We start from the raw sequence: 24,434 nt of genomic DNA, 5'->3' as shown, positions 1-24,434 counted from the left end.
TCTCCCTGTTAAAAACCTCACATTATACGGGGTACTGAGCAGAAAAAGCAGTACCCCCAGTTAGGGAGTACGTACAAATGCGATGACAGAACGGAATTTATCGCCGTGCTAACAATAATCCCATCACTAAACCGACTGTGGCGCCAACGCCAATCCCGCGCCAGGGTTTTTCGTGCACATAATCATCCGCCCGACAAACAGCTTTTTTCGCACGGTAATAGTAGCTGTCAGAAGCATGGCTGACGCGATTTCTCACCTCTTCTAACGCCCGTTCTGCCCGCGCTTTTAACTCAAGGTATTTTTGATCTGCTGGGTCGCCAGAAGAACGCAGCACCTCTTCCAGCGTTTCACTTAATAATTCCAGATCATCATCGATACGTGATTCATAAGAATGAAAAGACATTATATTCTCCCTTTCAATTGACGTACCCGCTAACTATAGACAACCTGGACTATTTGTGCCTGTTTACGCCTGATGTGCTTCCCGCGCCATTCCAACGTGTGGAATACCGTCTTCGTCATAGATATCCGTTACCGGAACAAAGCCAAAGCGCGCATAGAACGATTGCAGATGCGCCTGCGCGCCCAGATATAACGCCTTGTGTGGCCAGTGTTGCGCGCAGGATGCCAGCGTCTGGGCCATCAGCTGTTGCCCCAGTTTTTCACCGCGCAGCGCTTCGTTTACAATTACCCGACCAATCACCACCGGCTCCAGCTCGTCATCGCTTTTCAGAATCCTCGCATACGCCACCAGCTCATCGTTATGCCAGCCCAGAATATGGCGATTCTCTCCAACCAGGTCATCGCCATCCACATCCTGGTACGGACACTGTTGTTCAACTACAAACACCGCGCATCGCAACTGAAGTAGTGCGTACAGTTGTTGGGTACTCAGCTTTGCATGGTGGAGATCTTGCCAGTGAATCATTGTCTGCCCCTATGTTGTGATAACCTGAACACCCTGCCTTATTGATGGCGAAAAGTGTAACGCGAAGATGGAATTACTATTTTTAGGCACGTCAGCGGGAGTCCCCACTCGCTCACGCAATGTAACGGCAATTTTACTGAATCTGCAACACCCGACTCAGGCGGGGCTGTGGCTTTTTGATTGTGGTGAAGGGACGCAGCATCAAATGCTCACCACCCCTTTCAATCCAGGAAAACTCGATCGTATTTTTATCAGCCATCTGCACGGCGATCACCTGTTTGGTTTACCGGGACTACTGTGCAGTCGCTCAATGGCCGGCAATGTCCAGCCTCTGACGCTTTACGGGCCAAAAGGGTTGCGAGAGTTTACCGAAACCGCATTACGTCTGAGCGGCTCCTGGACCGATTATCCGATGGAAATTGTGGAAATCACCGCAGGTGAGATTGTCGATGACGGCCTGCGTAAAGTCACGGCGTACCCGCTGGCGCATCCGCTGGAGTGCTACGGTTTTCGCATTCAAGAGCATGACAAACCCGGTGCGCTTGACGCTAGCGCCCTGAAGGCGGCAGGTGTTAAAGCGGGCCCGTGGTTTCAGGATTTGAAAGCCGGGAAAACTATCGTGCTGGAGGATGGACGTACGATCCACGGCGCCGACTTCCTCGCCCCGGCCACCAGGGGAAAATCAGTCGCTATTTTCGGTGACACAGGACCCTGCGCGTCCGCCATTGAACTGGCTCGAGGTGTAGATGTCATGGTACACGAAACCACGCTGGATGCCTCAATGGAGGAGAAAGCGAACAGTCGCGGGCACAGCTCAACCCGACAAGCCGCACAGCTGGCGCTGGATGCCGGAGTGGGACGCCTGATCATGACCCACGTTAGCTCACGCTATGATGAAAAAGGCTGTCAGCGTTTGCTTGAAGAGTGCAAAGCGATTTTTCCAGACACGGAACTGGCTCACGATTTCGCCATTTTCAGCGTTTAACGCTTTATTTTTCCGCCTCAGTGCCGATAACAGTGGAAAGGCTGGCTTTCACACTGAGGACAGGATGAACAATTTCCAGAAAGATATTGATGACAGGACAAACCTAACCCTGTCTAACCGTTTTGAACTGCTGCTATTTCGCCTCGGCAAATCTGTTGAGGAGCAGAAATCAGAGCTATTTGGCATCAACGTATTCAAGCTGCGTGAAATCGTGCCGATGCCGACCTTTACACGTCCGGCTGGTATGAAGGCCCCGCTGCTGGGTATGGTTAATATTCGCGATCAGGTGATCCCGGTGATTGACCTGCCCGCCGTCGCGGGCTGTAAACCAGAGACCGGACTCAACATCCTGTTGATCACAGAATATGCCCGCAGCGTCCAGGCGTTTGCGGTGGAGTCAGTGGAAAACATTATGCGCCTGGACTGGCAACAGGTGCATACCGCCGAGAAAGCCGTCAATGGTCGCTATATCACCAGTATCGCTTGCCTGGACGACAACAAAGAGACCAACAACCTGGCGCTGGTGCTCGACGTTGAGCAGATCTTGTACGACATCGTACCGGCGAACCACGACCTGCGCGCAACCGATCTGAAAACCAATAAATTCAACATCACGCCGGGTGCGGTGGCGATTGTGGCAGATGATTCAAAAGTGGCCCGCGCAATGCTGGAAAAAGGGCTTAACGCCATGGAAATCCCGCATCTGATGCCTGTAACGGGCCAGGATGCGTGGGAAAAAATACAGCAGCTTTCCGCAGAAGCACTGGCGGAGGGCAAGCCTATTAGCGAGAAGATCGCCCTGGTACTCACCGATCTCGAAATGCCGGAGATGGACGGTTTTACGCTTACCCGCAAAATAAAAACCGACGAACGCCTGAAGAAGATCCCGGTCGTTATCCACTCTTCGCTTTCCGGTAGTGCGAACGAAGATCATGTTCGCCGAGTAAAAGCGGATGGCTACGTGGCCAAATTCGAAGTCAATGAGCTTTCTTCAGTGATCCAGGAAGTGATGGATCGCACAGCAAAAGGCATCAGCGGTCCGCTGGTGAGCCGTCAGCTATTGAACTGACCGTATTTCACGCATAAAAAAACCCGCCGAGGCGGGTTTTTTCGTTACTGCATGTAGCCTTACATCAGCGGAGTCGCTAACTGCACAATGCTGATCAGCGGTTGCGGGTAAATACCCAGCACCAGTACCAGCAGGGCAGAAATCAGCACCACGATACCGCCCGCGCTGTACTGCCAGTTGGATGGCGCATCGCGGTTCAGCTGTTGCGGTGCGCTCAGGTACAGGCTCACGGCAACACGCAGGTAGTAGTACAAACCAATCGCCGAACCGACCACCACAGCGGCAACCAGCCACCACAGGTTAGCCTGCACACCGACAGCCAGTACGTAGAACTTACCGATAAAGCCCAGCGTCATCGGGATACCGGCCAGAGACAGCATCATTACCGTCATCACTGCCGCGAGGATCGGACGATGCCAGAACAAACCACGGTAGGAGAACAGAGAGTCCGCATCCGGGCCGCGGTACGGGCTGGACATCAGGCTGACCACACCGAACGCGCCGAGGCTGCTGAACAGGTAACCGGCCAGGTAAACGCCAACCGCTTCCATCGACATCTCGCCGCTCTGCAGAGCAATCAGCGCCACCAGCAGGTAGCCGAGATGAGAGATAGAAGAGTAACCGAGCAGACGTTTAATATTGGTCTGGCTCAGCGCCATCAAGTTACCGAAGATGATGGAAGCAAAGGCAATCACGCCCAGTACAATACGTACCGCTTCGCTATCCCCTACCGGTGCGTACAGGAACAGACGCATCACCACGCCGAAGATAGCGATTTTGCTCGCCGTCGCCAGGAAGGTGGAAACCGGAGCCGGAGCGCCCTGGTAAACGTCTGGCGTCCACAGGTGGAACGGAACCAGCGAAAGTTTAAAGCCGAGGCCAACAATCATCAGACCGAAGCCCGCCAGCAGCAGCGGTTCGTGCAGCATGCCGTCGCCGAGGCTCTTACCGAGCGCAACAAACGACAGATTGCCAGACTGCGCGTACACCAGCGCCATACCGAACAGCAGGAAGGAAGACGCTGCGGCAGACAGAATGGTGTATTTGATACTGGCTTCCAGCGAACGTTTCTGACGGAACGCATAGCCAACCAGACCAAACAGCGGCAGAGAGATCAGCTCAATACCAAGGAACAGCGCCGCCAGATGGTTAGCATTAGCCAGCAGAATACCGCCGAGTGCGGCAATCAGCACCAACAGGTAGAACTCTTCCCGGTTGTCATCGTAGCCTTCCAGCCACGGGTAAGCGAAGGTACAGGTGGCAAGACTCGCCAGCAGCACCAGTCCGGTGTAGAGCATGGCGAAACCGTCAACCCGCATCAGCGGGGTGACGTCCATGGCGCCCGCCTGGCCAACAAACCAGAGCGAAACCAGCGCGGCGTTAAGCCCAATGACCGATAACGTGGCATTGAGGAAGTGATTGCGTCGCCACGCAATGGAGAGCATCACAACCACCACCGTCAAGCCGACGATCAGCAGCGGTAGCAGCGCAATCAGGTGTTGTGGAGTTATTGTCATGGCGATTTACGGCCTTGTAGTAGTAACGGAATTAACAAACCACTGCTGGATGTTGCTCATCGCAGAATGCGAGGTATCCAGAATCGGCTGCGGATAGAAGCCAAGCAGTACCAGAAGCACGACCAGCAACAGGATGATAAACAGCTCACGCAGCGACATCCCTGGCAGTTCAACACTGGCAATCTGGCTCTTCGCTTTACCGAAGTAAGCGCGATGCAACATCGCCAGCGAGTAAACAGAGGCAAACACCAGACCAAAGGTCGAGATCACGGTAATGACCGGAACCACCTGGTAGCTGCCGAACAGGATCATGAATTCGCCAACGAAGTTACCTGTACCCGGCATACCCAGCGTACACACGGCGAAGAACATTGACAGCGCAGGCAACCATTTCATTTTGCCCCACAGGCCGCCCATCATACGCATATCACGCGTGTGCAGACGTTCGTACAGCTGACCACACAGAATGAACAGACCGGCTGCGGACAGACCGTGCGCGATCATCTGAATAACCGCACCCTGGTAAGCCAGCTGGCTGCCGGTGTAGATAGCAATCAGTACGAAGCCCATGTGCGATACGGAGGTGTAAGCAATCAGGCGTTTGATATCGTACTGATTAAAGGCCATCCACGCGCCGTAGAAGATACCGATAACACCCAGCCACATTGCGATAGGTGCAAACTCCGCCGACGCGTTCGGGAACAGCGGCAGAGAGAAGCGCAGTAGACCGTAAGCCGCGGTTTTCAGCAAGATCCCCGCCAGGTCAACAGAACCTGCGGTCGGCGCCTGGGAGTGCGCATCCGGCAACCAGCCGTGCAGCGGAACCACCGGCATTTTCACCGCGAAGGCGATGAAGAAGCCCAGCATCAGCAGATATTCCACACCGTGGGACATCGGGGTATTCAGCAACTCTTCATAGTTGAAGGTCCACACACCGGTCGCTTTATAGTGCACAAACACCAGCGCCAGGATGGCAATCAACATCACCAGACCACTCGCCTGGGTATAAATGAAGAACTTGGTCGCCGCCGTGATACGCGTTTTACCGTCAGAGGCTTTATGCCCCCACAACGCGATCAGGAAGTACATCGGCACCAGCATCATTTCCCAGAAGAAGAAGAACAGGAACATGTCGATGGCAAGGAACACGCCGATCACGCCGCCTAAGATCCACATCAGGTTCAGATGGAAGAAGCCCTGGTATTTTTCGATTTCATTCCAGGAGCAAAGTACCGCCAGAACACCGAGCAGACCGGTCAGCACTACCATCAGCAGCGACAGACCATCGATAGCCAGATGAATAGAGATGCCAAAACGTGGGATCCACGGCAGGACAAACTCAGACTGCCACTGCGGAATGCCAGCGGATTGCGTCAGTGAATAGCCGCCCTGCAACCACAGTTGCAGGCCAAGCGCCAGCGTCAATCCCATGGTAATCAGCGCGATCCAGCGCGGCACCTTCACGCCAAAGCGTTCGGTCTGCCAGCACAGGAAGCCACCGATAAAGGGAATTAATATTAGCCAGGGTAGTAACATGGCGATCTTTATTCCTTGTTAAAGTCCCATCAGGACCTGATTTTCAACGAATTCTCAAACAGAAAATTCACTTCGGATTGCGGCTTTTTTTGCCCGGTGGCGCGAACGCTTACCGGGCCTACAGATTCCCGTAGGTCGGATAAGCGCGAGCGCCATCCGACATCAATCCCACAATCCTCAAACTCAACGCAGTACCATCAACAGTGCCAGCACAACGACGGCGCCGATGCTCATTGATGCGACATACCAGCGCAGATAACCGTTCTCGCTCAACAACAGGCCTTTACCTGCAAAGCGGGAAAGGATCGCCGGAATGTTCATCATTGAGTTGAGCGGATCGCGTTTCAGCAACCAGGCAACACCCAGGAACGGCTTGACGAACACTTTGTCATACAGCCAGTCGAAGCCCCAGGCGTTATACCACCAGGTACCCAGCAGGCGGCCCGGCGCACTGTTGGCAATCGATGTCACAAGCTGGCGTTTACCCAGCCACAGCCATGCTGCGATCAGGATGCCCGCAATCGCTACGATACCGGAGGTAATTTCCAGCGTCATGACGCGACCATGCTCAAGCTCGGTCGTCGCAGGCAGTACACCCTGCAGCGGCGGCACAATCAGCGCGCCAACGAAGGTGGACAGGATCATCAGCACAATCAGCGGCAGATGATGGGTAATCCCCTTCCCTGCATGAGCGTGAATTTGTTCTTTACCGTGGAACACGATGAAAATCATACGGAAGGTATACAGAGAGGTCATGAACGCACCGACCAGACCTGCGACCATCAGATTAATATGACCATTCGCCATTGCACCGGCCAGAATCTCATCCTTACTGAAGAAGCCAGCGGTAATCAGCGGCAGAGCCGACAGCGCCGCGCCACCGATCAGGAAGCAGAGATACACCAGCGGAATTGACTTACGCAGTCCGCCCATCTTGAAGATGTTCTGTTCGTGGTGGCAAGCCAGGATAACCGAGCCGGATGCCAGGAACAGCAGCGCTTTAAAGAAGGCGTGCGTCATCAGGTGGAAAATCGCCGCATCCCACGCCTGTACACCGAGAGCCAGGAACATATAACCAATCTGGCTCATGGTGGAGTACGCAAGAACGCGTTTGATGTCGGTCTGTACCAGCGCAGCAAAACCCGCCAGCACCAGAGTGATGGCACCGATAATCCCCACCAGGTGCAGGATTTCTGGGGTCATCAGGAACAGGCCGTGCGTACGTGCAATCAGGTAGACACCGGCAGTAACCATCGTCGCAGCGTGGATAAGCGCAGAGACAGGCGTCGGGCCGGCCATCGCATCAGCAAGCCATGTTTGCAACGGCAACTGCGCAGATTTACCGACCGCACCGCCCAGCAGCATCAGGGTTGCCCACATCAGCATGTTGTTACCATCTGCAAAGTGCGCAGGCGCCAGTTCCACCATTTCGCGGAAGTTCAGCGTGCCCAGCTCGTTGTAGAGGATGAACAGCGCGAACGCCAGGAATACGTCACCAACACGGGTTACCACGAAGGCTTTCATTGCCGCAGCGCCATTCTTCGGATCGGTATAGTAGAAACCAATCAGCAGATAGGAGCACAGGCCCACGCCTTCCCAGCCGAGGTACATCAGCAGCAGGTTATCCGCCAGCACCAGAACCACCATGCTGGCGATAAACAGGTTGGTGTAGGCGAAGAAACGAGAATAGCCCTCTTCTCCGCGCATATACCAGGAGGCGAACATGTGGATCAGGAAACCAACGCCGGTCACCACGGAGAGCATGGTCAGCGACAGGCCATCCAGCACCAGGTTAAAACCGATGTTGAAGTCGCCGACTGACATCCAGGTCCACAGCGGCTGGCTGTAAGCCTGCTGGCCATTGGCAAAGAAATCAACGCCAACAAACGCAGTCACCAGAGCGGCCAGACCGATCGACCCGACACCCACGGTAGCGGACAGATTTTCTGACCAACGACCACGGGAAAACGCCAGTAATACAAAGCCAATAAATGGCAGAATAATGGTTAAGGCAAGCATGTTCATCCACGCATCTCACTTACTGAATCGATGTTCAGGTTCTGGCGACGGCGATGAAGTTGCAGCAACAGCGCAAGTCCAATGCTCGCTTCCGCAGCCGCAAGGCTGATGGCGAGAATGTACATCACCTGACCATCGGTCTGGCCCCAGTAGCTTCCGGCGACCACAAAGGCCAGCGCGGAGGCGTTAATCATGATTTCCAGCCCGATCAGCATAAACAGCAGATTGCGGCGGATAACCAGACCAGTCAAACCCAGGACGAATAAAATCGCAGCGAGGATCAGTCCATGTTGTAAGGGGATCATGCGTGCTCCTCCGTTTTTCTTTTCGCGCGGTCATCAGTGCGATTGCTCAGCACTTCACCTGAACGCTCTTCGCGCCCCACGTGGAAGGCCACAACCAGGCCCGCCAGCAGCAGCATCGAAGCCAGTTCGACCGCCAGTACATACGGTCCGAACAGGGAAATACCGACTGCTTTCGCGCTAATTGGCGTCCCGTCGATGCCCTGATCGTTTACGCCCAGAATCGCGTAAACAATGACCACCAGCATGATGGCCGACAGAATCGCCGGACCAATCCACACCTGAGGTTTCAGCCACTGGCGTTCCTGTTCAATTTCAGAACCACCGAGGTTTAGCATCATTACCACGAATACGAACAGCACCATGATAGCGCCCGCGTAGACGATAATTTCCAGTGCACCGGCGAAGTAAGCGCCTAACGAGAAGAACACCCCGGAAATCGCCAGCAGCGAAATAATCAGATACAGCAGTGCGTGTACCGGATTGGTGTGGGTGATCACCCGCAAGGTTGCGAGAATGGCTATCAGGCCACAGATATAAAAAGCGAACTCCATTGCCCCTCTCCTTACGGTAACAGGCTCTTGACGTCGATAGGCTTAGCTTCGTTCTCTGCTTCGCCCTTATCTTTGCCGTCGATTGCCATACCTGCCATCCGGTAGAAGTTATATTCCGGGTATTTGCCCGGACCGGAGATCAGCAGATCCTCTTTCTCGTAAACCAGGTCCTGGCGCTTGTACTCACCCAGCTCGAAATCTGGAGTCAGCTGAATAGCCGTTGTCGGACAGGCTTCTTCGCACAGGCCGCAGAAAATGCAGCGTGAGAAGTTAATGCGGAAAAACTCCGGATACCAGCGGCCATCTTTGGTCTCTGCTTTTTGCAAAGAGATACAGCCTACCGGACACGCTACCGCGCACAGGTTACAGGCAACGCAGCGCTCTTCACCGTCTGGATCACGAGTCAGAACGATACGACCACGAAAACGGGGCGGTAGATAGACCGGCTCTTCCGGGTACATCTGCGTTTCGCGTTTCGCGAACGCATGCAGGCCGATCATCCAGATACTGCGTACCTGGGTGCCGAAACCTACGAACAATTCTTTTAAGGTCATGGTCTTTGTGTCCCTTATTGCGCCTGCCAGAGAATGACAGCCGCCGTTACCAGCAAGTTGACGAGCGTCAGCGGCAGACAGACTTTCCAGCCGAAGGACATTACCTGGTCATAACGAGGACGTGGTAACGACGCACGAATCAAAATGAACATCATCATGAAGAACGCGGTTTTCAGCGCGAACCAGACGAATGGCGGTAAGAACGGGCCATGCCAGCCACCGAAGAACAGGGTAACCATCAGTGCAGAAATGGTGACGATACCGATGTATTCACCCACGAAGAACAGACCGAATTTCATACCGGAATATTCAATGTGGTAACCGTCGGCCAGTTCCTGCTCGGCTTCTGGCTGGTCAAACGGGTGACGGTGACACACCGCCACGCCCGCGATGGCAAAGGTGACAAAACCAAAGAACTGCGGAATAACGTTCCAGATATCAGCCTGGTTGTTGACGATGTCGGTCATGTTAAATGAACCGGCCTGCGCCACCACGCCCATTAGGGAAAGTCCGAGGAACACTTCGTAGCTCAGGGTCTGCGCAGACGCACGCATCGCACCGAGCAGGGAGTATTTGTTGTTACTGGACCAGCCGGCGAACAGCACCGCGTATACCGCGAGGCCCGCCATCATCAGGAAGAACAGGATCCCGATGTTCAGGTCAGCAACCACCCAGTTCGGACTCACTGGCACGATGGCGAAAGCCAGCAGCAGCGAGGTGAAGGCGATCATCGGTGCCAGGGTAAAGATGACGCGATCCGAGAATTTCGGGATCCAGTCTTCTTTAAAGAACATCTTGATCATGTCCGCAACCAGCTGGAGCGAACCGCCCCAGCCAACACGGTTCGGTCCGTAACGGTTCTGGAACAGACCCAGCAGACGACGTTCGCCAAAGCTCATGAATGCCCCGCAGGTGACCACCACCAGCAGGATCACCACAGCTTTGAGAATGCTCAGCAGGATCTCAATCAGATCGGGTGTAATCCAACTCATTGTTGTGCCTCCTGCAGATCCTCAAGACGCGCACCTGCCAGAACCGGCGCGATGCCAGGCATGCCCATCGGTAAACCAACCTGCCCTGCCGTTAATCCTTCAGCGATTTCAACCGGCAGCGTAACCGTGTTGCCATCGTAGCTGAAAGAAACGCGCGTACCGGCATTAACACCCAACTTCGCGGCATCAGCCGGGTTGAGTTTGATGTACGGCTGCGGCATACGGGTCTGGAAGACCGGCGCACGCTGGGACATTTCGTCACTGCCAAACAGGTGATAGTAAGGCGCGATACGCCACTGACCATCCTGAGCCTGGAAGCTCGCCGGAACGGTAGTGAAGTAATCCATACCATCCGCAGAAGCTTCGATCAGGCGCACGCCCGGATCGCCATGACGCAGTTTACCGCCCACTTCATCCTGGAACTTGTTCCACGCCTGTGGGGAGTTCCAGCCCGGAGCCCAGGCAAACGGAATTTGTGAACGCGGTGCAGACGGCTGGTTGTTCCCTTCCATAGAGAAAGCGAACATAGTGTCTTTGTCCTGCGGTTGACGCGGTTCGTGTACGCTGATGTTGGCGCGCATTGCGGTACGCCCACTGTAGCGGTGCGGTTCACGCGCCAGCTTCTGTCCACGGATACGGAAGCTTGCGTCCGGCGCGGCATCTTTAATGCCCGCCAGCTGCGGCAACTTCTCAACAACCGCGTCGATAACGTGGTCGAGCTGCGTCCAGTCCACTTCACGGCTCTGCACGGTGCTGTGCAGCGAGTGCAGCCAGCGCCAGCTTTCCAGCATTACGGTGTTGCTGTCGTAGTAGGATGGGTCATAAACCTGGAAGAAACGCTGGGCGCGGCCTTCGTTGTTAATCACCGTACCATCGCTTTCGGCGAAGCTTGCAGCGGAAAGCACCAGATGGGCGTTTTCCATAATTGCCGTACGCTGATGGTCAACGACCAGTACCAGCGGCGCTTTCGCCAGCGCGGCATCAACGCGAGCGGCTGAAGCATGGCGATGCAGGTCATTTTCCAGCACCACAACAGCGTCAGCGCGGCCTGTTTCCAGCTCGGTCAGCGCATCGTCAAGGGAACCACCGCCAATCATGCCGAGGCCCATGCTGTTAACCGAGCGAGCAATCATAGTGATGCCGACGTCTGCGCCACGGCCTTTCAGCGCCTTCGCCACGTTGGCAGCCGCCTGAATCACTTCGGCGCTACCGGCGTTGGTGCCAGAAATAATCAGTGGTTTCTTCGCCCCGGCTAGTGCCTGAACGATAACGTCAATTTTGTTCTGCAGGTCACGGTCGATACCGTCAACCGCCGGCGCGTTGTTATCCAGCGCGTGGGCGATAGCGAAACCTAAACGCGCCTGATCTTCAACCGGTGCGCGATAGGTCCAAGCGGCGATATCGTCCAGACGGGTGTTATCGACGTTGGTAACGAATAGCGGATGCTTAGCACGCTGGCCGATATTAAGGATTGCTGCGATCTGCCAGTCAGCCACTTTCTGTGCCGCCGCCATTTCACGCGCTTTACCTTTCACCGCCTGACGCACCGCCAGCGCAACGCGTGCGCCGGTCTGGGTGACATCTTCGCCCAGCACCAGAACCGCATCATAAGATTCGATTTCGCGCAGAGCCGGAGTATGAATCCCGCCGTCACGCAGTACGCTCAGCGCCAGTTGCAGACGATCCAGTTCGCCCTGAGCGATACCGGTATAGAAGTTATCCGCACCGACCAGTTCACGCAGCGCGAAGTTACTTTCAACGCTGGCGCGCGGGGAGCCGATACCAATCACTTTCTTCGACTGACGCAGAATATCTGCCGCACCCTGCATCGCCTGCTCGGCGTTCAGCGTGATCAGGTCATCGCCACGACGCTGTACCGGCTGACGCGGACGGTCTTTCAGGTTCACGTAACCATAGCCGAAACGACCACGGTCGCAGAGGAAGTAGTGGTTAACGGTACCGTTATAACGGTTTTCGATACGACGCAGTTCACCGTAGCGCTCGCCCGGGCTGGTGTTACAGCCAATGGAACACTGCTGGCAGATGCTCGGCGCAAACTGCATGTCCCATTTACGGTTATAACGCTCGGAGTGCGTTTTATCGGTGAAGACGCCGGTTGGACAAATTTCAACCAGGTTGCCAGAGAATTCGCTTTCGAGCGTACCGTCTTCCGGACGACCGAAGTAGACGTTGTCATGTGCGCCATACACGCCCAGATCCGCACCATCGGCGTAATCTTTGTAGTAACGTACACAGCGATAGCAGGCGATGCAGCGGTTCATTTCGTGAGAGATGAACGGCCCCAGGTCCTGGTTACGGTGAGTACGCTTCGTGAAGCGGTAGCGACGGAAGCTGTGACCGGTCATGACGGTCATATCCTGCAGGTGGCAGTTGCCGCCCTCTTCACAGACCGGACAGTCGTGCGGGTGGTTAGTCATCAACCACTCCACGACGCTTTCGCGGAACTGCTTCGCTTCTTCGTCATCAATAGAAATAAAGGTGCCTTCGGTGGCCGGTGTCATACAAGACATCACCAGGCGACCACGCGTGTCTTCCGCGTTCTGATATTGCTTCACCGCACACTGGCGGCAAGCACCGACGCTTCCCAGCGCCGGGTGCCAGCAAAAGTACGGAATATCAAGGCCAAGAGACAGACAAGCTTCCAGCAGGTTGTCCGCTCCGTTGACCTCATATTCTTTGCCGTCTACATGAATCGTAGCCATAGTCAGCATGCTTCCAGTTGGCTCGGTCGTAACCGAGCGTTAATCGAATTTCTTATCGCGACACAGGGCTAACCCTGTGATCACCAGCGCTCTTTCAGCAGGTTCGGCTGAATACCACCAATAGCGTGGGTATTGCTGAAGGTCTGCTTGATGCCAGCTTCGAATTCTTCGCGGAAATATTTAATGGCGCTCTGCAGCGGTTCCACTGCACCCGGTGCGTGTGCACAGAAGGTTTTACCCGGGCCGAGGAAACGACACAGTTGCTCAAGTGTCTCGATATCCCCAGGCTGGCCTTCGCCACGCTCAAGCGCGCGCAGAATTTTCACACTCCACGGCAGACCATCACGGCACGGCGTACACCAGCCACAGGACTCGCGGGCAAAGAACTCTTCGAGGTTACGCACCAGAGGAACCATGCCAATCTCGTGATCGACAGCCATTGCCAGTGCGGTGCCCAGACGGCTACCTGCTTTACCAATGCTTTCGAATTCCATCGGCAGATCGAGGTGTGCTTCGGTCAGGAAGTCAGTCCCCGCGCCGCCAGGTTGCCAGGCTTTGAACTTCAGGCCATCGCGCATGCCGCCCGCGTAATCTTCGAGGATCTCACGCGCGGTAGTACCGAAAGGTAGTTCCCACAGGCCAGGGTTCTTCACACGACCGGAGAAGCCCATCAGCTTGGTGCCCGCGTCTTTGCTCTTCGAAATGTTCTGGTACCACTCCACGCCGTTCGCGAGGATAGCCGGTACGTTACACAGGGTTTCGACGTTGTTTACGCAGGTCGGCTTACCCCATGCGCCAGAGCTTGCCGGGAACGGCGGCTTGGAGCGTGGGTTAGCACGGCGACCTTCGAGGGAGTTGATCAGCGCGGTTTCTTCACCGCAGATGTAACGCCCTGCCCCAGTGTGGACAAACAGTTCGAAGTCGAAACCGGTGCCCATAATGTTTTTGCCTAGCAGACCGGCTTCGGTCGCTTCGGCGATAGCGCGACGCAGATGCACGGCTGCTTCGATATATTCACCGCGCAGGAAGATGTAACCACGGTACGCTTTCAGCGCAAACGCGGAAATCAGCATGCCTTCCACCAGCAGGTGCGGCAGCTGTTCCATCAGCAGACGGTCTTTATAGGTGCCCGGCTCCATTTCATCGGCGTTACACAGCAGGTAACGGATGTTCATGGATTCGTCTTTCGGCATCAGACTCCACTTCAGACCGGTGGAAAAGCCCGCGCCGCCGCGCCCTTTCAGGCCAGCGTCTTTTACCTGATTAACGATTTCGTCCGGTGACAGCCCGGTCAGGGCCTTACGCGCACCTTCGTAGCCGTTCTTGCTACGGTATTCGTCCAGCCAGACCGGCTGTTTGTCATCACGCAGACGCCAGGTCAGCGGATGGGTTTCGGGAGTACGGATAATGTCTTTCATTTATACCGCTCCAGCAGTTCGGGAATGCCTTCCGGGGTCAGATGAGCGTGAGTATCCTCATCGATCATCATGTTTGGCCCTTTGTCGCAGTTCCCCAGGCAACAGGTCGGCAGCAGCGTAAAGCGACCATCAAAAGTCGTCTGCCCCGGCTTGATGTTGAGTTTTTTCTCAAGCGCGGCCTGGATCCCCTGGTAGCCGTTGATATGGCACACCACGCTGTCGCAATAGCGGATCACGTGGCGACCTACCGGCTGGCGGAAGATCTGGCTATAAAACGTAGCAACACCTTCTACGTCGCTTGCCGGAATACCCAGCACATCAGCGATCGCATAGATCGCCCCATCCGGCACCCAGCCACGCTGTTTCTGAACGATTTTCAGCGCTTCAATGGACGCCGCACGCGGGTCTTCGTAGTGGTGCTTCTCGTGCTCAATCGCTTCACGCTCAGCCGCACTCAGCTCAAAAGCCTCGGTTTGTGGTTGTTGATTCTCGTGCATAATTAGCGGTCCACATCTGACATAACAAAATCGATACTACCCAGATGGACGATTAGGTCGGACACCAGGCTGCCACGTACCGCTACCGGGATCTGCTGCAGGTGCGCATAGCTCGGGGTACGGATACGGGTACGGTAACTCATGGTGCTGCCATCGCTGGTCAGGTAGTAACTGTTGATACCCTTGGTCGCTTCCACCATCTGGAAGGACTCGTTTGCCGGCATAACCGGACCCCACGAAACCTGCAGGAAGTGGGTGATAAGGGTTTCGATATGTTGCAGCGTGCGCTCTTTCGGTGGCGGCGTCGTCAGCGGGTGATCCGCTTTGAACGGGCCTTCCGGCATGTTATTGAGGCACTGCTCAAGGATGCGCAGACTCTGGCGCAGCTCTTCAACTTTTAGCATCACGCGGGTATAGCAGTCGGACACACCGCCGCCAACCGGGACTTCAAAGTCAAAGTTTTCATAGCCAGAGTACGGACGCGCTTTACGCACGTCGAAATCAATACCGGTCGCACGCAGCGCAGCACCGGTACAACCCCAGTCCAGCGCTTCTTTCTTACCGTAAGCGGCAACACCCTGCGAACGGCCTTTCAGGATGGTGTTACGCAGCGCGGCTTTCTCGTAAGAATCCAGACGTTTTGGCATCCAGTCGAGGAAATCACGCAGCAGTTTGTCCCAACCGCGCGGCAGATCGTGTGCCACACCGCCGATACGGAACCAGGCCGGGTGCATACGGAAACCGGTGATCGCTTCCACGACGTCGTAGATTTTCTGACGGTCGGTAAAGGCGAAGAATACCGGGGTCATCGCGCCGACGTCCTGAATGAACGTGGAGATGTACAGCAGGTGGCTGTTGATACGGAATAGTTCAGACAGCATGACACGAATCACGTTGACGCGATCCGGCGTGGTGATGCCTGCCAGTTTCTCAACCGCCAGTACGTAAGGCATTTCGTTAACGCAGCCGCCGAGGTACTCGATACGGTCGGTGTACGGAATGTAGCTGTGCCAGGACTGACGTTCGCCCATCTTTTCAGCGCCACGGTGGTGGTAACCGATGTCAGGTACGCAGTCGACGATTTCTTCGCCATCAAGCTGCAGCACAATACGGAACGCACCGTGGGAAGACGGGTGGTTAGGACCGAGGTTGAGGAACATGAAGTCCTCATTTTCGGTGCTACGCTTCATGCCCCAATCTTCAGGTTTGAAGGTCAGCGCTTCCATTTCCAGATCCTGTTTGGCTTTAGTCAGCTCAAACGGGTCGAATTCGGTTGCACGCGCCGGGTAGTCTTTACGCAGCGGATGACCTTCCCAGGTATGCGGCATCAGCAGACGCGTCAGGTGCGGGTGACCTTCGATATCGATGCCAAACATTTCCCAGGTTTCACGCTCATACCAGTTGGCGTTCGGGAACAGTTTGGTGAAAGTCGGTACGCGCAGATCGTTTTCAGACAAAGCCACCTTGAGCATGATATCGCGATTGCGTTCAATGGAGATCAGGTGATAGAAAACGGAAAAATCCGCGGCGGGTAACCCTTCGCGGTGCGTACGCAGACGTTCGTCCATGCCGTGTAAGTCAAACAGCATGACGTAAGGTTTCGGCAGTCTCTTTAAGAAATCGCCAACTTCCAGTAATTGTTCACGCTTGACCCAAACAACGGGTACCCCGGTGCGAGTCGCCTGAACGGTAAAGGCATCCGGCCCAAAACGGTTGCGCAGTTCGCCAATGACCGGGTCATCAAGGTGATCCCGTGTTTGCCATGCGGCGTCTTGCGCGGTTAAGTCGGTCATATTGTTCACCATTGCAAATGGTCCGTGGTGGTCGGCAGTGCTTCGCGCTATTTATGTAGTGATAAGCGAAGGAAGTGCTGCTGCCGACAGGCGCAAATTAAATCTCGTCTGGTGTACGAAGATTCGTTACAGCAATACGTTCGCCGCGTTTACGCTCGCGTTCTGACTGCATATTGGCGCGATAAACGCCCTGATCGCCAACCACCCAGGAGAGCGGACGGCGTTCTTTGCCAATGGAATCTTGCAGCAGCATCAGAGCCTGCATATACGCTTCTGGGCGCGGCGGACATCCCGGGATGTACACATCGACCGGAATAAATTTATCAACGCCCTGCACCACAGAATAGATGTCGTACATCCCGCCGGAGTTGGCGCATGCGCCCATGGAAATAACCCATTTCGGTTCCAGCATCTGATCGTAGAGGCGCTGAATAACTGGCGCCATTTTGGTAAAGCAGGTTCCGGCTACGACCATCAGGTCAGCCTGACGCGGCGATGCACGCAGTACTTCCGCACCAAAACGGGCCACATCGTGCACGGCGGTAAACGAGGTCACCATCTCAACGTAGCAGCAGGAAAGGCCAAAGTTATATGGCCAAATTGAGTTTTTACGGCCCCAGTTAACCATGTCATGCAGTTTGCCCATGAACACGTTTTTGTTAACTTCTTGTTCCAGGGGGTCGGTTACGATCTCCTGTTTTTGCAGGGGGTAACGGTCGTTCTCACCGTTAGGATCTATGCGGGTGAGCGTATAATCCATCTTAATGCCTCGCGGTTAGCGTTGACGATTAGCGATACTGTTCGTTTCCGGGTTCATACGCTCGCGGCGTGAACGCGCGGGCGTCCAGTCCAGCGCGCCAATACGCACCAGATAAACCAGACCTGCCAGTAACACAAAAATAAAAATTGCAGCTTCCACAAAGCCAATCCAACCGCTTTCACGGATAGAAGTTGACCATGCGAACAGATACAGCGCTTCAACGTCGAAGATAACGAAGAACATGGCTACCAGATAAAACTTGGCAGACAGGCGCAGGCGGGCGGTGCCGACCGAGTCGATACCTGATTCAAACGGCACGTTTTTAGATCTCGCGCGTGCGCGACCCCCTAAAAACCAGCCGCCGACGAGCATCAGGCAACACAGGCCAATGGCAACGATAAGAAAGATAGCGAATGCCCAGTGATGAGCGATGATTTCAGTGGATGTTGACATACTCATTGCTTACTCATCAAAAGTAGCGCCAAATTCTCTGCTCTTTTCGGCAGATGAACGCCACATCGATTCATGGGGAGGAATAAAAAAAACCTTACAATCACTGTGAAAAATCATTTTATACAGCTAATTGATGGGGTTTTTTACTCCTTTCTATAACCTTTTGTCAACTTTAACAAAAGTTTCCTCACATTATTTTACACTAATCCAACTTCATTAACATAAAGTGCTCTTTAGACCCATTTCGATTGCATCATCGGTCATTTTTAATGTTGTTGAATCGTGTCCGTAGTGAAGTAAAAAAGATAATACACGTCTATTTTGACAGGAATTCACCCAGATGCCTCCCCCTAAATGGGAGTATTTTCTTGATCTGTGACACGCTTTTGTTAATTCACCATAAAAAACAGCAACAATTTCTCTAGTTTTTTAACATGGAAACATTTAGCAACGCGGCTGATTATTTTTCACCCTATTGTCAGTCTGTTTTTTTACCTGCTGATTTTGTTAAGTTTTAGTATATGAATGAACAGAAAGCAGTAATATTTGCATAAAAAAAGAGCCGCTGGATGTTTTTTCATCATCAGTGGCCCTTTTTTACACTTACATTTTTAAACGTTTTTCTGTGACGCTTTACTCAAAGTCGCCTTCAACAATCAGCGAGTCATCTCCCCCTTCAGGGGTAAACTGATTGTATTGCCAAGGATTTTGATATGTCTGCATCGACTTAAAGATAGCCTGAGCTAATTCATTTTGCGTGGCCGGATCGCTGCACAACAGATACTCGGTATCAGGCAGAGGTGGCAATCCGTCCGACGCACCCAGTACGCGTAAATCCGGGCTCATCATTTCTACAGGACGCGCAGTAACGCCAAGCCCTGCTTTTACCGCCGCGCGGACCGCAGGCAATGTTGAAGCGACATAAGCCAGACGCCACGGGATCTGTGCGGCATTCAACGTCGCCAGCACGATATCGCGAAACGGGCTGGGATCGTCCAGCAGAACTAACGGCACCGGTTCGCCTTTTTGCAGGATATATTCGGCTGCGCAATACCAGTGTGTCGGTGAAGTTCGCAAATTCAGGCATTCAAAATCGTCAGGGCGATTCGTGGTTACCACTAAATCCACTTCTTGCGACTTAAGCATCTCCACCATGTAAGCATTGCGTTTCACTCTTACATCAAGGGCAAGTTTCGGATAAACCGAACTAATGCGGTTAAGCAGAAATGGGAGTATGGTGTCGGCGGATTCATCAGAAGCACCGATAGTTAACACCCCCTGAAGATTGTTAAACATCAATGATGAGCATGCCTCATCATTAAATCGCAGTATTTTCCTGGCGTAACCCAACAGTTGGATACCATGTTCGGTCAGCAGTTTGTTGCGTCCATGACGCGCGAACAACTCTTTCCCCACAAGTTGCTCAAGGCGCTGCATTTGCTGACTTACCGCAGACTGAGTTCGACATACTGCAGCTGCCGCAGCCGCGAAGGTATTTAGGTCGGCAACAGCAACAAAGGTTCTCAGCAGATCGAGGTCGAGGTTAATTATCGGACGATTTGCATTTATCATAGTTTTTCACTTACTCGCGGGTCATACCGGGTTAATGCTGTGCATTCAGAATCAAACAACTCCATTTGTAATGTGCCTCCCTTCAGTTTCGCTTAGTGTAACCAAGTGAAAATAAGGATGTATTTGGTTTAACAAACGAAACAATGCTCTTTCTGAGCTATTTTAAAACCCGTGATATTCATCGGAATATAGCAACGAGAAAGAGCCGTATTTTTAGCTGCCGGATGATTCTGACTAATGGAAAACATGTAAATTTTGTAAATTTAAAAAATAGTTAACGAACAATAATTTACACATTAAAAACTAACTTTTCAGTATGTTATGAACAACCAACAAACATTTGAATTATCGTAAAACTCGTACTACACACCATTTCATAGGAGTTATCTTAACCTAAAACCACTATATTTATAAGTGTTATTGCGAATAATTCCGGGCGAATTGGTGTTATGTCAGTACAACGGTTTTCGTATTATTAGCCCAATCAATTTGATGTCGTTTAAATAATAAATAATAATTAATTAAGAATCTCTCAATTCATTAATTATGCTTAACAATGGATTCACACCGCATCACGTAGGGATCAGACCGATAACAGAATTCGTGGATGAAACCTCAGTATTTTCGAATCGCGCCGTATCGCACAGATATCGGCTGCATTTGTTTTATAGGGCTAACTTTTTTCGACCAGACAAATCACCATACCAATACCAACAAAGCAAAACATAAATCATAAAAAACACAACAATCCAGATTATTACACTGTAATAATTGTATAATTTAGTTATTAAAAGTTAATTATCGCCCTCCTGCTTTCCAAAATCTTCTACTAAAGACCCTTCAAAACTCACCGTCGTGGGAGTACATTGTGCTGGGCTGACTTCCACGGCAGGGAGTGGCATTCACAGCTAAAAAGGTCAACGTTCATGTCCCCCATTGAAAAATCCAGCAAATTAGAAAACGTCTGTTATGACATTCGCGGCCCGGTTCTGAAGGAAGCAAAGCGCCTGGAAGAAGAAGGCAACAAAGTTCTGAAACTGAACATCGGCAACCCTGCGCCTTTCGGGTTTGAAGCACCAGATGAAATTTTAGTGGATGTGATCCGCAATTTGCCAACTGCGCAAGGATATTGCGATTCCAAAGGCCTTTATTCAGCCCGCAAAGCAATCATGCAGCATTACCAGGCCCGCGGGATGCGCGATGTAACCGTAGAAGATATCTATATCGGTAACGGCGTATCCGAATTGATTGTGCAGGCCATGCAGGCATTGCTGAACAGTGGGGACGAAATGCTGGTTCCTGCACCTGATTATCCACTGTGGACGGCGGCGGTTTCGCTCTCTGGTGGTAATGCCGTGCATTACCTGTGTGATGAATCATCAGACTGGTTCCCGGACCTGGATGATATCCGCGCCAAAATTACGCCGCGTACGCGTGGGATCGTCATCATCAACCCCAACAACCCAACCGGCGCTGTTTATTCTAAAGAGCTGCTGATGGAGATTGTTGAGATTGCTCGCCAGAACAACCTCATCATCTTTGCAGATGAGATTTACGACAAAATTCTCTACGATGACGCCGAGCACCACTCGATAGCGGCAATGGCCCCGGATCTGCTGACTATTACCTTTAACGGCCTGTCAAAAACCTATCGTGTTGCCGGTTTCCGTCAGGGCTGGATGGTACTGAACGGACCGAAGAAACATGCCAAAGGGTATATCGAAGGCCTTGAGATGCTGGCTTCTATGCGCCTGTGTGCGAACGTCCCTGCACAACATGCCATTCAGACCGCGCTGGGCGGATATCAGAGCATCAGCGAATTCATCATGCCTGGCGGACGTCTGTATGAGCAACGTAACCGCGCCTGGGAACTGCTCAATGATATTCCTGGCGTCTCTTGCGTAAAACCGCGCGGTGCACTGTATATGTTCCCGAAAATTGACGCCAAGCGCTTCAATATTCATGACGACCAGAAGATGGTGCTCGACTTCCTGTTGCAGGAAAAAGTACTGCTGGTTCAGGGGACGGCATTCAACTGGCCATGGCCGGATCATTTCCGCATCGTTACGCTGCCGCGAATTGATGATATCGAAATGTCGTTGAGTAAATTTGAGCGTTTCCTGTCAGGGTATCGCCAGCTGTAACCACGCAAAGTGCTACCGGGTTTGCATCCGGTAGCACTCTCTGCGCAAAATACCGTTACTGAAGTCACTGAGTAAGGGTCGTTATGAAGCAGAGCCACTTTTTTGCCCACCTCTCCCGTCTGAAACTCATTAACCGCTGGCCGCTGATGCGCAACGTGCGCACCGAAAACGTGTCCGAACACAGTCTGCAGGTTGCTATGGTTGCTCATGCGCTGGCCGCGATCAAAAACCGTAAATTTGGTGGTCAGGTAAATGCTGAGCGTATTGCCCTGCTGGCGATGTATCACGATGCGTCAGAGGTGTTAACCGGCGATCTTCCTACCCCAGTGAAATATTTCAACTCGCAGATTGCTCAGGAATATAAAGCGATAGAGAAAATTGCCCAGCAAAAACTGGTCGATATGGTTCCCGATGAGTTACGTGATATTTTTGCACCGCTCATTGATGAACATGCCTTAAGTGAAGAAGAAAGATCGATTGTTAAACAGGCCGATGCCCTGTGCGCCTATCTGAAGTGCCTGGAAGAACTCTCCGCCGGTAACAACGAATTTCTGCTGGCGAAAACACGTCTGGAAAAAACGCTGGAGTCACGACGCAGCGAAGAGATGGACTACTTTATGGACGTGTTTGTCCCAAGCTTTCACCTTTCATTAGATGAAATCAGCCAGGATTCACCGCTTTAAACGATTTTGCCGGATGGCGTCTAACGCCTTATCCGGCCTACAGATAACGTGATATCCGTAGGCCTGATAAGCGCAGCGCCATCAGGCGTTTACTGCGGCGGTCAAAACGGGAACAGCATAGGGATCATCACCACGCACACTGCCATGACAATCACCGTAAACGGTACGCCAATCTTCACGAAGTCGCTAAAGCTGTAGTTACCCGGCCCGAGCACCAGTGTGTTTACCGGTGAAGACACTGGCGTCATAAAGGCTGCGGAAGCCGCCATCGCAATCACCATCGCAAACGGATACGGCGAAACGCCCATCGACTTTGCCGCCGCCAGCGCAATCGGCGCCATCAGTACCGCCGTCGCGGTGTTAGAGATAAATAGCCCAATGGTCGCGCACAGCACGAACAGGCAGCCCAGCATCATATACGGGCCGTACCCACCACCAACGTCCATTAGCCCTTTCACCACCAGATCGACGCCGCCCGTTTTCTGTAACGCCAGCGCAAAAGGCATCATCCCGACAATCAAAATAATGCTTGGCCAGTGAATGGCTTTGTAGGCGCTTTCGGCATCGATGCAGCGGAATTTTCCCATCAGCAAACAAGCGATAATCGCGGCAACCGTATTAGGGATTTCATCGGTAAGCATTAACGCGACCATCAGTACCAGACAGAAAATCGCATGCGGCGCCTGGCTGTGCGCCGGAGAAGCTTCACTGACTTCCACAGGCATATTTAGCACCACAAAATCGCGCCCTTTTTGTCCAAGCAGCGTGATCAGCTTCCAGTTGCCCACCACTAAAATGATATCGCCCATCAACAGCGGCTCATCAACCACCGCCCCGGCCAGCGCCGTACCATCGCGCTTCAGCCCAACGACATTCAGCCCGTAACGCGTACGAAAAGCGATTTCCCGTACCGTTTTGCCGATCAATTCCGACTCAGGGATCAGAGAGATTTCGGCCATGCCCACATCAAGCGCCTGCTCGGAGAAGTATTCTCCACGCAGCACCATCGGTTCCAACAGTTGCTCAGCGCAAAATTCACGCAGGTCGACATCGGCCGCAGACATATCAATCAGCAATACGTCACGAGCACGAAACTCAGAAACCCCGTTTACGTCAACGATCACGCGACGAAAGCGACGCCAGCGCTCCACGCCAATCACGTTTGCCCCGTAGCGCTCACGCAGTTTCAGGTCGTCCAGACGCTGGCCTATCATAGGAGAACCCGGGCGAATCGCCAGGCGACGCGCGCGCCCGGTCAGGCGATATTCTTTAATCAGATCGCGAAAGGTCCGGCGCTTCCAGCCGTCGCCCGGCTGCCCGGAGTCTTCACCCTTCAGCATAAAACGCATCACCAGCATATAAATTATGCCAAGTACCAACACCACCAATCCCAGTGGGGTTACGCTAAAAAAGCTAAAACCATTAAGTCCTTCACGTAACAGTTCACTGTTGACGACCAGGTTTGGCGGCGTTGCCACCAGCGTCATCATGCCGCTTATCAAGCCGGCAAAACTTAGCGGCATCATCAGGCGTGAAGGGGAAATTTCCATGCGCATGGAAACACTTAAGACAACTGGAATAAAGATGGCGACCACACCGGTCGAACTCATGAATGCACCGAGTCCAGCTACGGTTATCATCAGCAACACCAGCATTTTGACTTCACTGCTACCGGCGACCTTCACCAGCCAGGCGCCCATTACTGTCGCCACACCGGTACGCACGAGGCCGTCACCGATAATGAATAAAGCCGCTATCAAAATAACGTTAGGATCGCTGAATCCGGAAAAAGCTTCTGTGATGCTCAATGTTCCACTCAGAACAAAGGCAATAATGACCAGCAAAGCGATCGCGTCCATACGCACTCTGCCAGTTGCAAACAAGACGACGGCAATCGCCAGCAATGAGAGAACCCATATCAATTCACCGTTCACA

At 53.1% G+C, this 24,434-nt stretch carries 21 protein-coding genes; 4 read left to right on the top strand and 17 right to left on the bottom strand.

The genetic code is table 11. From position 1 onward, the window contains the following. Positions 1-97: 97 nt before the first annotated feature. Both elaB and OGV71_RS13685 read right to left on the bottom strand, forming a co-directional pair. A complete protein-coding gene (elaB, locus tag OGV71_RS13690; RefSeq protein WP_003027683.1) occupies positions 98-403 on the bottom strand; it encodes a stress response protein ElaB in 306 nt (101 codons plus the stop codon). 63 nt (positions 404-466) lie between these two features. Continuing rightward, on the bottom strand, positions 467-928 hold the full coding sequence (locus tag OGV71_RS13685) for a GNAT family N-acetyltransferase (RefSeq protein WP_204583400.1): 462 nt from the start codon (positions 926-928) through the stop codon (positions 467-469). Between the two features lie 67 nt (positions 929-995). Here OGV71_RS13685 and rbn point away from each other — a divergent pair, with 67 nt between their 5' ends. Continuing rightward, the gene (gene rbn / locus OGV71_RS13680) at positions 996-1,913 is read left to right on the top strand and encodes a ribonuclease BN (RefSeq protein WP_003845091.1); all 918 of its coding nucleotides are present in this window, start codon (positions 996-998) and stop codon (positions 1,911-1,913) included. 64 nt (positions 1,914-1,977) lie between these two features. After that, on the top strand, positions 1,978-2,982 hold the full coding sequence (locus tag OGV71_RS13675; protein ID WP_286533522.1) for a chemotaxis protein: 1,005 nt from the start codon (positions 1,978-1,980) through the stop codon (positions 2,980-2,982). Positions 2,983-3,041: 59 nt separating this feature from the next. On the opposite strand, the gene nuoN is transcribed toward OGV71_RS13675, so the two are convergent. The 14 genes from nuoN to lrhA all read right to left on the bottom strand — a co-directional run bounded on the left by nuoN (position 3,042) and on the right by lrhA (position 19,672). Continuing rightward, positions 3,042-4,499: an NADH-quinone oxidoreductase subunit NuoN gene (gene nuoN, locus OGV71_RS13670; RefSeq protein ID WP_003027689.1), complete on the bottom strand. Its 1,458-nt coding sequence runs from the start codon at positions 4,497-4,499 to the stop codon at positions 3,042-3,044. Positions 4,500-4,505: 6 nt separating this feature from the next. Next, positions 4,506-6,035 (bottom strand): NADH-quinone oxidoreductase subunit M, encoded by a 1,530-nt coding sequence (gene nuoM, locus OGV71_RS13665; protein ID WP_003027692.1) that lies wholly within the window; start codon positions 6,033-6,035, stop codon positions 4,506-4,508. A gap of 183 nt (positions 6,036-6,218) precedes the next feature. Further along, positions 6,219-8,060: an NADH-quinone oxidoreductase subunit L gene (gene nuoL, locus OGV71_RS13660; protein WP_003027695.1), complete on the bottom strand. Its 1,842-nt coding sequence runs from the start codon at positions 8,058-8,060 to the stop codon at positions 6,219-6,221. Further along, positions 8,057-8,359 (bottom strand): NADH-quinone oxidoreductase subunit NuoK, encoded by a 303-nt coding sequence (gene nuoK, locus OGV71_RS13655; RefSeq protein ID WP_000612644.1) that lies wholly within the window; start codon positions 8,357-8,359, stop codon positions 8,057-8,059. Before nuoK ends, nuoL begins: the two co-directional genes overlap by 4 nt. Beyond that, on the bottom strand, positions 8,356-8,910 hold the full coding sequence (gene nuoJ, locus OGV71_RS13650) for an NADH-quinone oxidoreductase subunit J (protein ID WP_003028059.1): 555 nt from the start codon (positions 8,908-8,910) through the stop codon (positions 8,356-8,358). Before nuoJ ends, nuoK begins: the two co-directional genes overlap by 4 nt. 11 nt (positions 8,911-8,921) lie before the next feature. After that, positions 8,922-9,464, bottom strand: coding sequence for an NADH-quinone oxidoreductase subunit NuoI (gene nuoI / locus OGV71_RS13645; RefSeq protein ID WP_003028062.1), 543 nt, complete (start codon positions 9,462-9,464; stop codon positions 8,922-8,924). Positions 9,465-9,478: 14 nt separating this feature from the next. Beyond that, the gene (nuoH, locus tag OGV71_RS13640) at positions 9,479-10,456 is read right to left on the bottom strand and encodes an NADH-quinone oxidoreductase subunit NuoH (RefSeq protein ID WP_003028063.1); all 978 of its coding nucleotides are present in this window, start codon (positions 10,454-10,456) and stop codon (positions 9,479-9,481) included. Then, positions 10,453-13,179, bottom strand: a complete 2,727-nt coding sequence (nuoG, locus tag OGV71_RS13635) for an NADH-quinone oxidoreductase subunit NuoG (RefSeq protein ID WP_003839358.1) — start codon at positions 13,177-13,179, stop codon at positions 10,453-10,455. Before nuoG ends, nuoH begins: the two co-directional genes overlap by 4 nt. An 80-nt stretch (positions 13,180-13,259) precedes the next feature. Beyond that, entirely contained in the window at positions 13,260-14,597 is a 1,338-nt protein-coding gene (gene nuoF, locus OGV71_RS13630) for an NADH-quinone oxidoreductase subunit NuoF (protein ID WP_003839356.1), read from the bottom strand. Continuing rightward, positions 14,594-15,094, bottom strand: coding sequence for an NADH-quinone oxidoreductase subunit NuoE (gene nuoE / locus OGV71_RS13625; RefSeq protein ID WP_003028069.1), 501 nt, complete (start codon positions 15,092-15,094; stop codon positions 14,594-14,596). The genes nuoF and nuoE overlap by 4 nt, the downstream gene beginning before the upstream one ends. A 2-nt stretch (positions 15,095-15,096) precedes the next feature. Next, complete coding sequence (gene nuoC, locus OGV71_RS13620) at positions 15,097-16,899, bottom strand: NADH-quinone oxidoreductase subunit C/D (RefSeq protein ID WP_003028072.1); 1,803 nt, start codon at positions 16,897-16,899, stop codon at positions 15,097-15,099. Positions 16,900-16,984: 85 nt separating this feature from the next. Beyond that, the gene (nuoB, locus tag OGV71_RS13615; protein ID WP_003028075.1) at positions 16,985-17,647 is read right to left on the bottom strand and encodes an NADH-quinone oxidoreductase subunit NuoB; all 663 of its coding nucleotides are present in this window, start codon (positions 17,645-17,647) and stop codon (positions 16,985-16,987) included. Between the two features lie 15 nt (positions 17,648-17,662). Further along, entirely contained in the window at positions 17,663-18,106 is a 444-nt protein-coding gene (gene nuoA, locus OGV71_RS13610) for an NADH-quinone oxidoreductase subunit NuoA (RefSeq protein WP_003028077.1), read from the bottom strand. A gap of 627 nt (positions 18,107-18,733) precedes the next feature. Beyond that, complete coding sequence (gene lrhA / locus OGV71_RS13605; RefSeq protein ID WP_071697029.1) at positions 18,734-19,672, bottom strand: transcriptional regulator LrhA; 939 nt, start codon at positions 19,670-19,672, stop codon at positions 18,734-18,736. 926 nt (positions 19,673-20,598) lie between these two features. Here lrhA and alaA point away from each other — a divergent pair. Both alaA and yfbR read left to right on the top strand, forming a co-directional pair. Next, positions 20,599-21,816, top strand: coding sequence for an alanine transaminase AlaA (alaA, locus tag OGV71_RS13600; protein ID WP_003028082.1), 1,218 nt, complete (start codon positions 20,599-20,601; stop codon positions 21,814-21,816). Between the two features lie 83 nt (positions 21,817-21,899). Beyond that, entirely contained in the window at positions 21,900-22,499 is a 600-nt protein-coding gene (yfbR, locus tag OGV71_RS13595) for a 5'-deoxynucleotidase (RefSeq protein ID WP_003028083.1), read from the top strand. A 101-nt stretch (positions 22,500-22,600) separates the two neighbouring features. Here yfbR and OGV71_RS13590 read toward each other — a convergent pair whose 3' ends face one another. Beyond that, positions 22,601-24,433: an SLC13 family permease gene (locus OGV71_RS13590; protein WP_003028084.1), complete on the bottom strand. Its 1,833-nt coding sequence runs from the start codon at positions 24,431-24,433 to the stop codon at positions 22,601-22,603. Between the last annotated feature and the right edge of the window lies 1 nt (position 24,434).

The organism is Citrobacter sp. Cf088 (assembly GCF_030334295.1).
Lineage (GTDB): Bacteria > Pseudomonadota > Gammaproteobacteria > Enterobacterales > Enterobacteriaceae > Citrobacter > Citrobacter freundii.
The sequence above is the reverse complement of the archived record's forward strand: the minus strand, read 5'-3'. Positions and strand labels throughout refer to the sequence as shown.

Excerpts from the sequence above, each read along its gene's own strand:
- nuoL (WP_003027695.1), bottom strand. The coding sequence starts at position 8,060 with ATGAACATGCTTGCCTTAACCATTATTCTGCCATTTATTGGCTTTGTA.
- nuoH (WP_003028063.1), bottom strand. The coding sequence starts at position 10,456 with ATGAGTTGGATTACACCCGATCTGATTGAGATCCTGCTGAGCATTCTC.
- yfbR (WP_003028083.1), top strand. The coding sequence starts at position 21,900 with ATGAAGCAGAGCCACTTTTTTGCCCACCTCTCCCGTCTGAAACTCATT.
- nuoF (WP_003839356.1), bottom strand. The coding sequence starts at position 14,597 with ATGAAAGACATTATCCGTACTCCCGAAACCCATCCGCTGACCTGGCGT.
- nuoA (WP_003028077.1), bottom strand. The coding sequence starts at position 18,106 with ATGAGTATGTCAACATCCACTGAAATCATCGCTCATCACTGGGCATTC.
- nuoN (WP_003027689.1), bottom strand. The coding sequence starts at position 4,499 with ATGACAATAACTCCACAACACCTGATTGCGCTGCTACCGCTGCTGATC.
- nuoM (WP_003027692.1), bottom strand. The coding sequence starts at position 6,035 with ATGTTACTACCCTGGCTAATATTAATTCCCTTTATCGGTGGCTTCCTG.
- nuoC (WP_003028072.1), bottom strand. The coding sequence starts at position 16,899 with ATGGTGAACAATATGACCGACTTAACCGCGCAAGACGCCGCATGGCAA.
- elaB (WP_003027683.1), bottom strand. The coding sequence starts at position 403 with ATGTCTTTTCATTCTTATGAATCACGTATCGATGATGATCTGGAATTA.
- lrhA (WP_071697029.1), bottom strand. The coding sequence starts at position 19,672 with ATGATAAATGCAAATCGTCCGATAATTAACCTCGACCTCGATCTGCTG.
- rbn (WP_003845091.1), top strand. The coding sequence starts at position 996 with ATGGAATTACTATTTTTAGGCACGTCAGCGGGAGTCCCCACTCGCTCA.
- OGV71_RS13685 (WP_204583400.1), bottom strand. The coding sequence starts at position 928 with ATGATTCACTGGCAAGATCTCCACCATGCAAAGCTGAGTACCCAACAA.
- OGV71_RS13675 (WP_286533522.1), top strand. The coding sequence starts at position 1,978 with ATGAACAATTTCCAGAAAGATATTGATGACAGGACAAACCTAACCCTG.
- nuoG (WP_003839358.1), bottom strand. The coding sequence starts at position 13,179 with ATGGCTACGATTCATGTAGACGGCAAAGAATATGAGGTCAACGGAGCG.
- nuoK (WP_000612644.1), bottom strand. The coding sequence starts at position 8,359 with ATGATCCCCTTACAACATGGACTGATCCTCGCTGCGATTTTATTCGTC.
- nuoI (WP_003028062.1), bottom strand. The coding sequence starts at position 9,464 with ATGACCTTAAAAGAATTGTTCGTAGGTTTCGGCACCCAGGTACGCAGT.
- nuoJ (WP_003028059.1), bottom strand. The coding sequence starts at position 8,910 with ATGGAGTTCGCTTTTTATATCTGTGGCCTGATAGCCATTCTCGCAACC.
- nuoE (WP_003028069.1), bottom strand. The coding sequence starts at position 15,094 with ATGCACGAGAATCAACAACCACAAACCGAGGCTTTTGAGCTGAGTGCG.
- nuoB (WP_003028075.1), bottom strand. The coding sequence starts at position 17,647 with ATGGATTATACGCTCACCCGCATAGATCCTAACGGTGAGAACGACCGT.
- alaA (WP_003028082.1), top strand. The coding sequence starts at position 20,599 with ATGTCCCCCATTGAAAAATCCAGCAAATTAGAAAACGTCTGTTATGAC.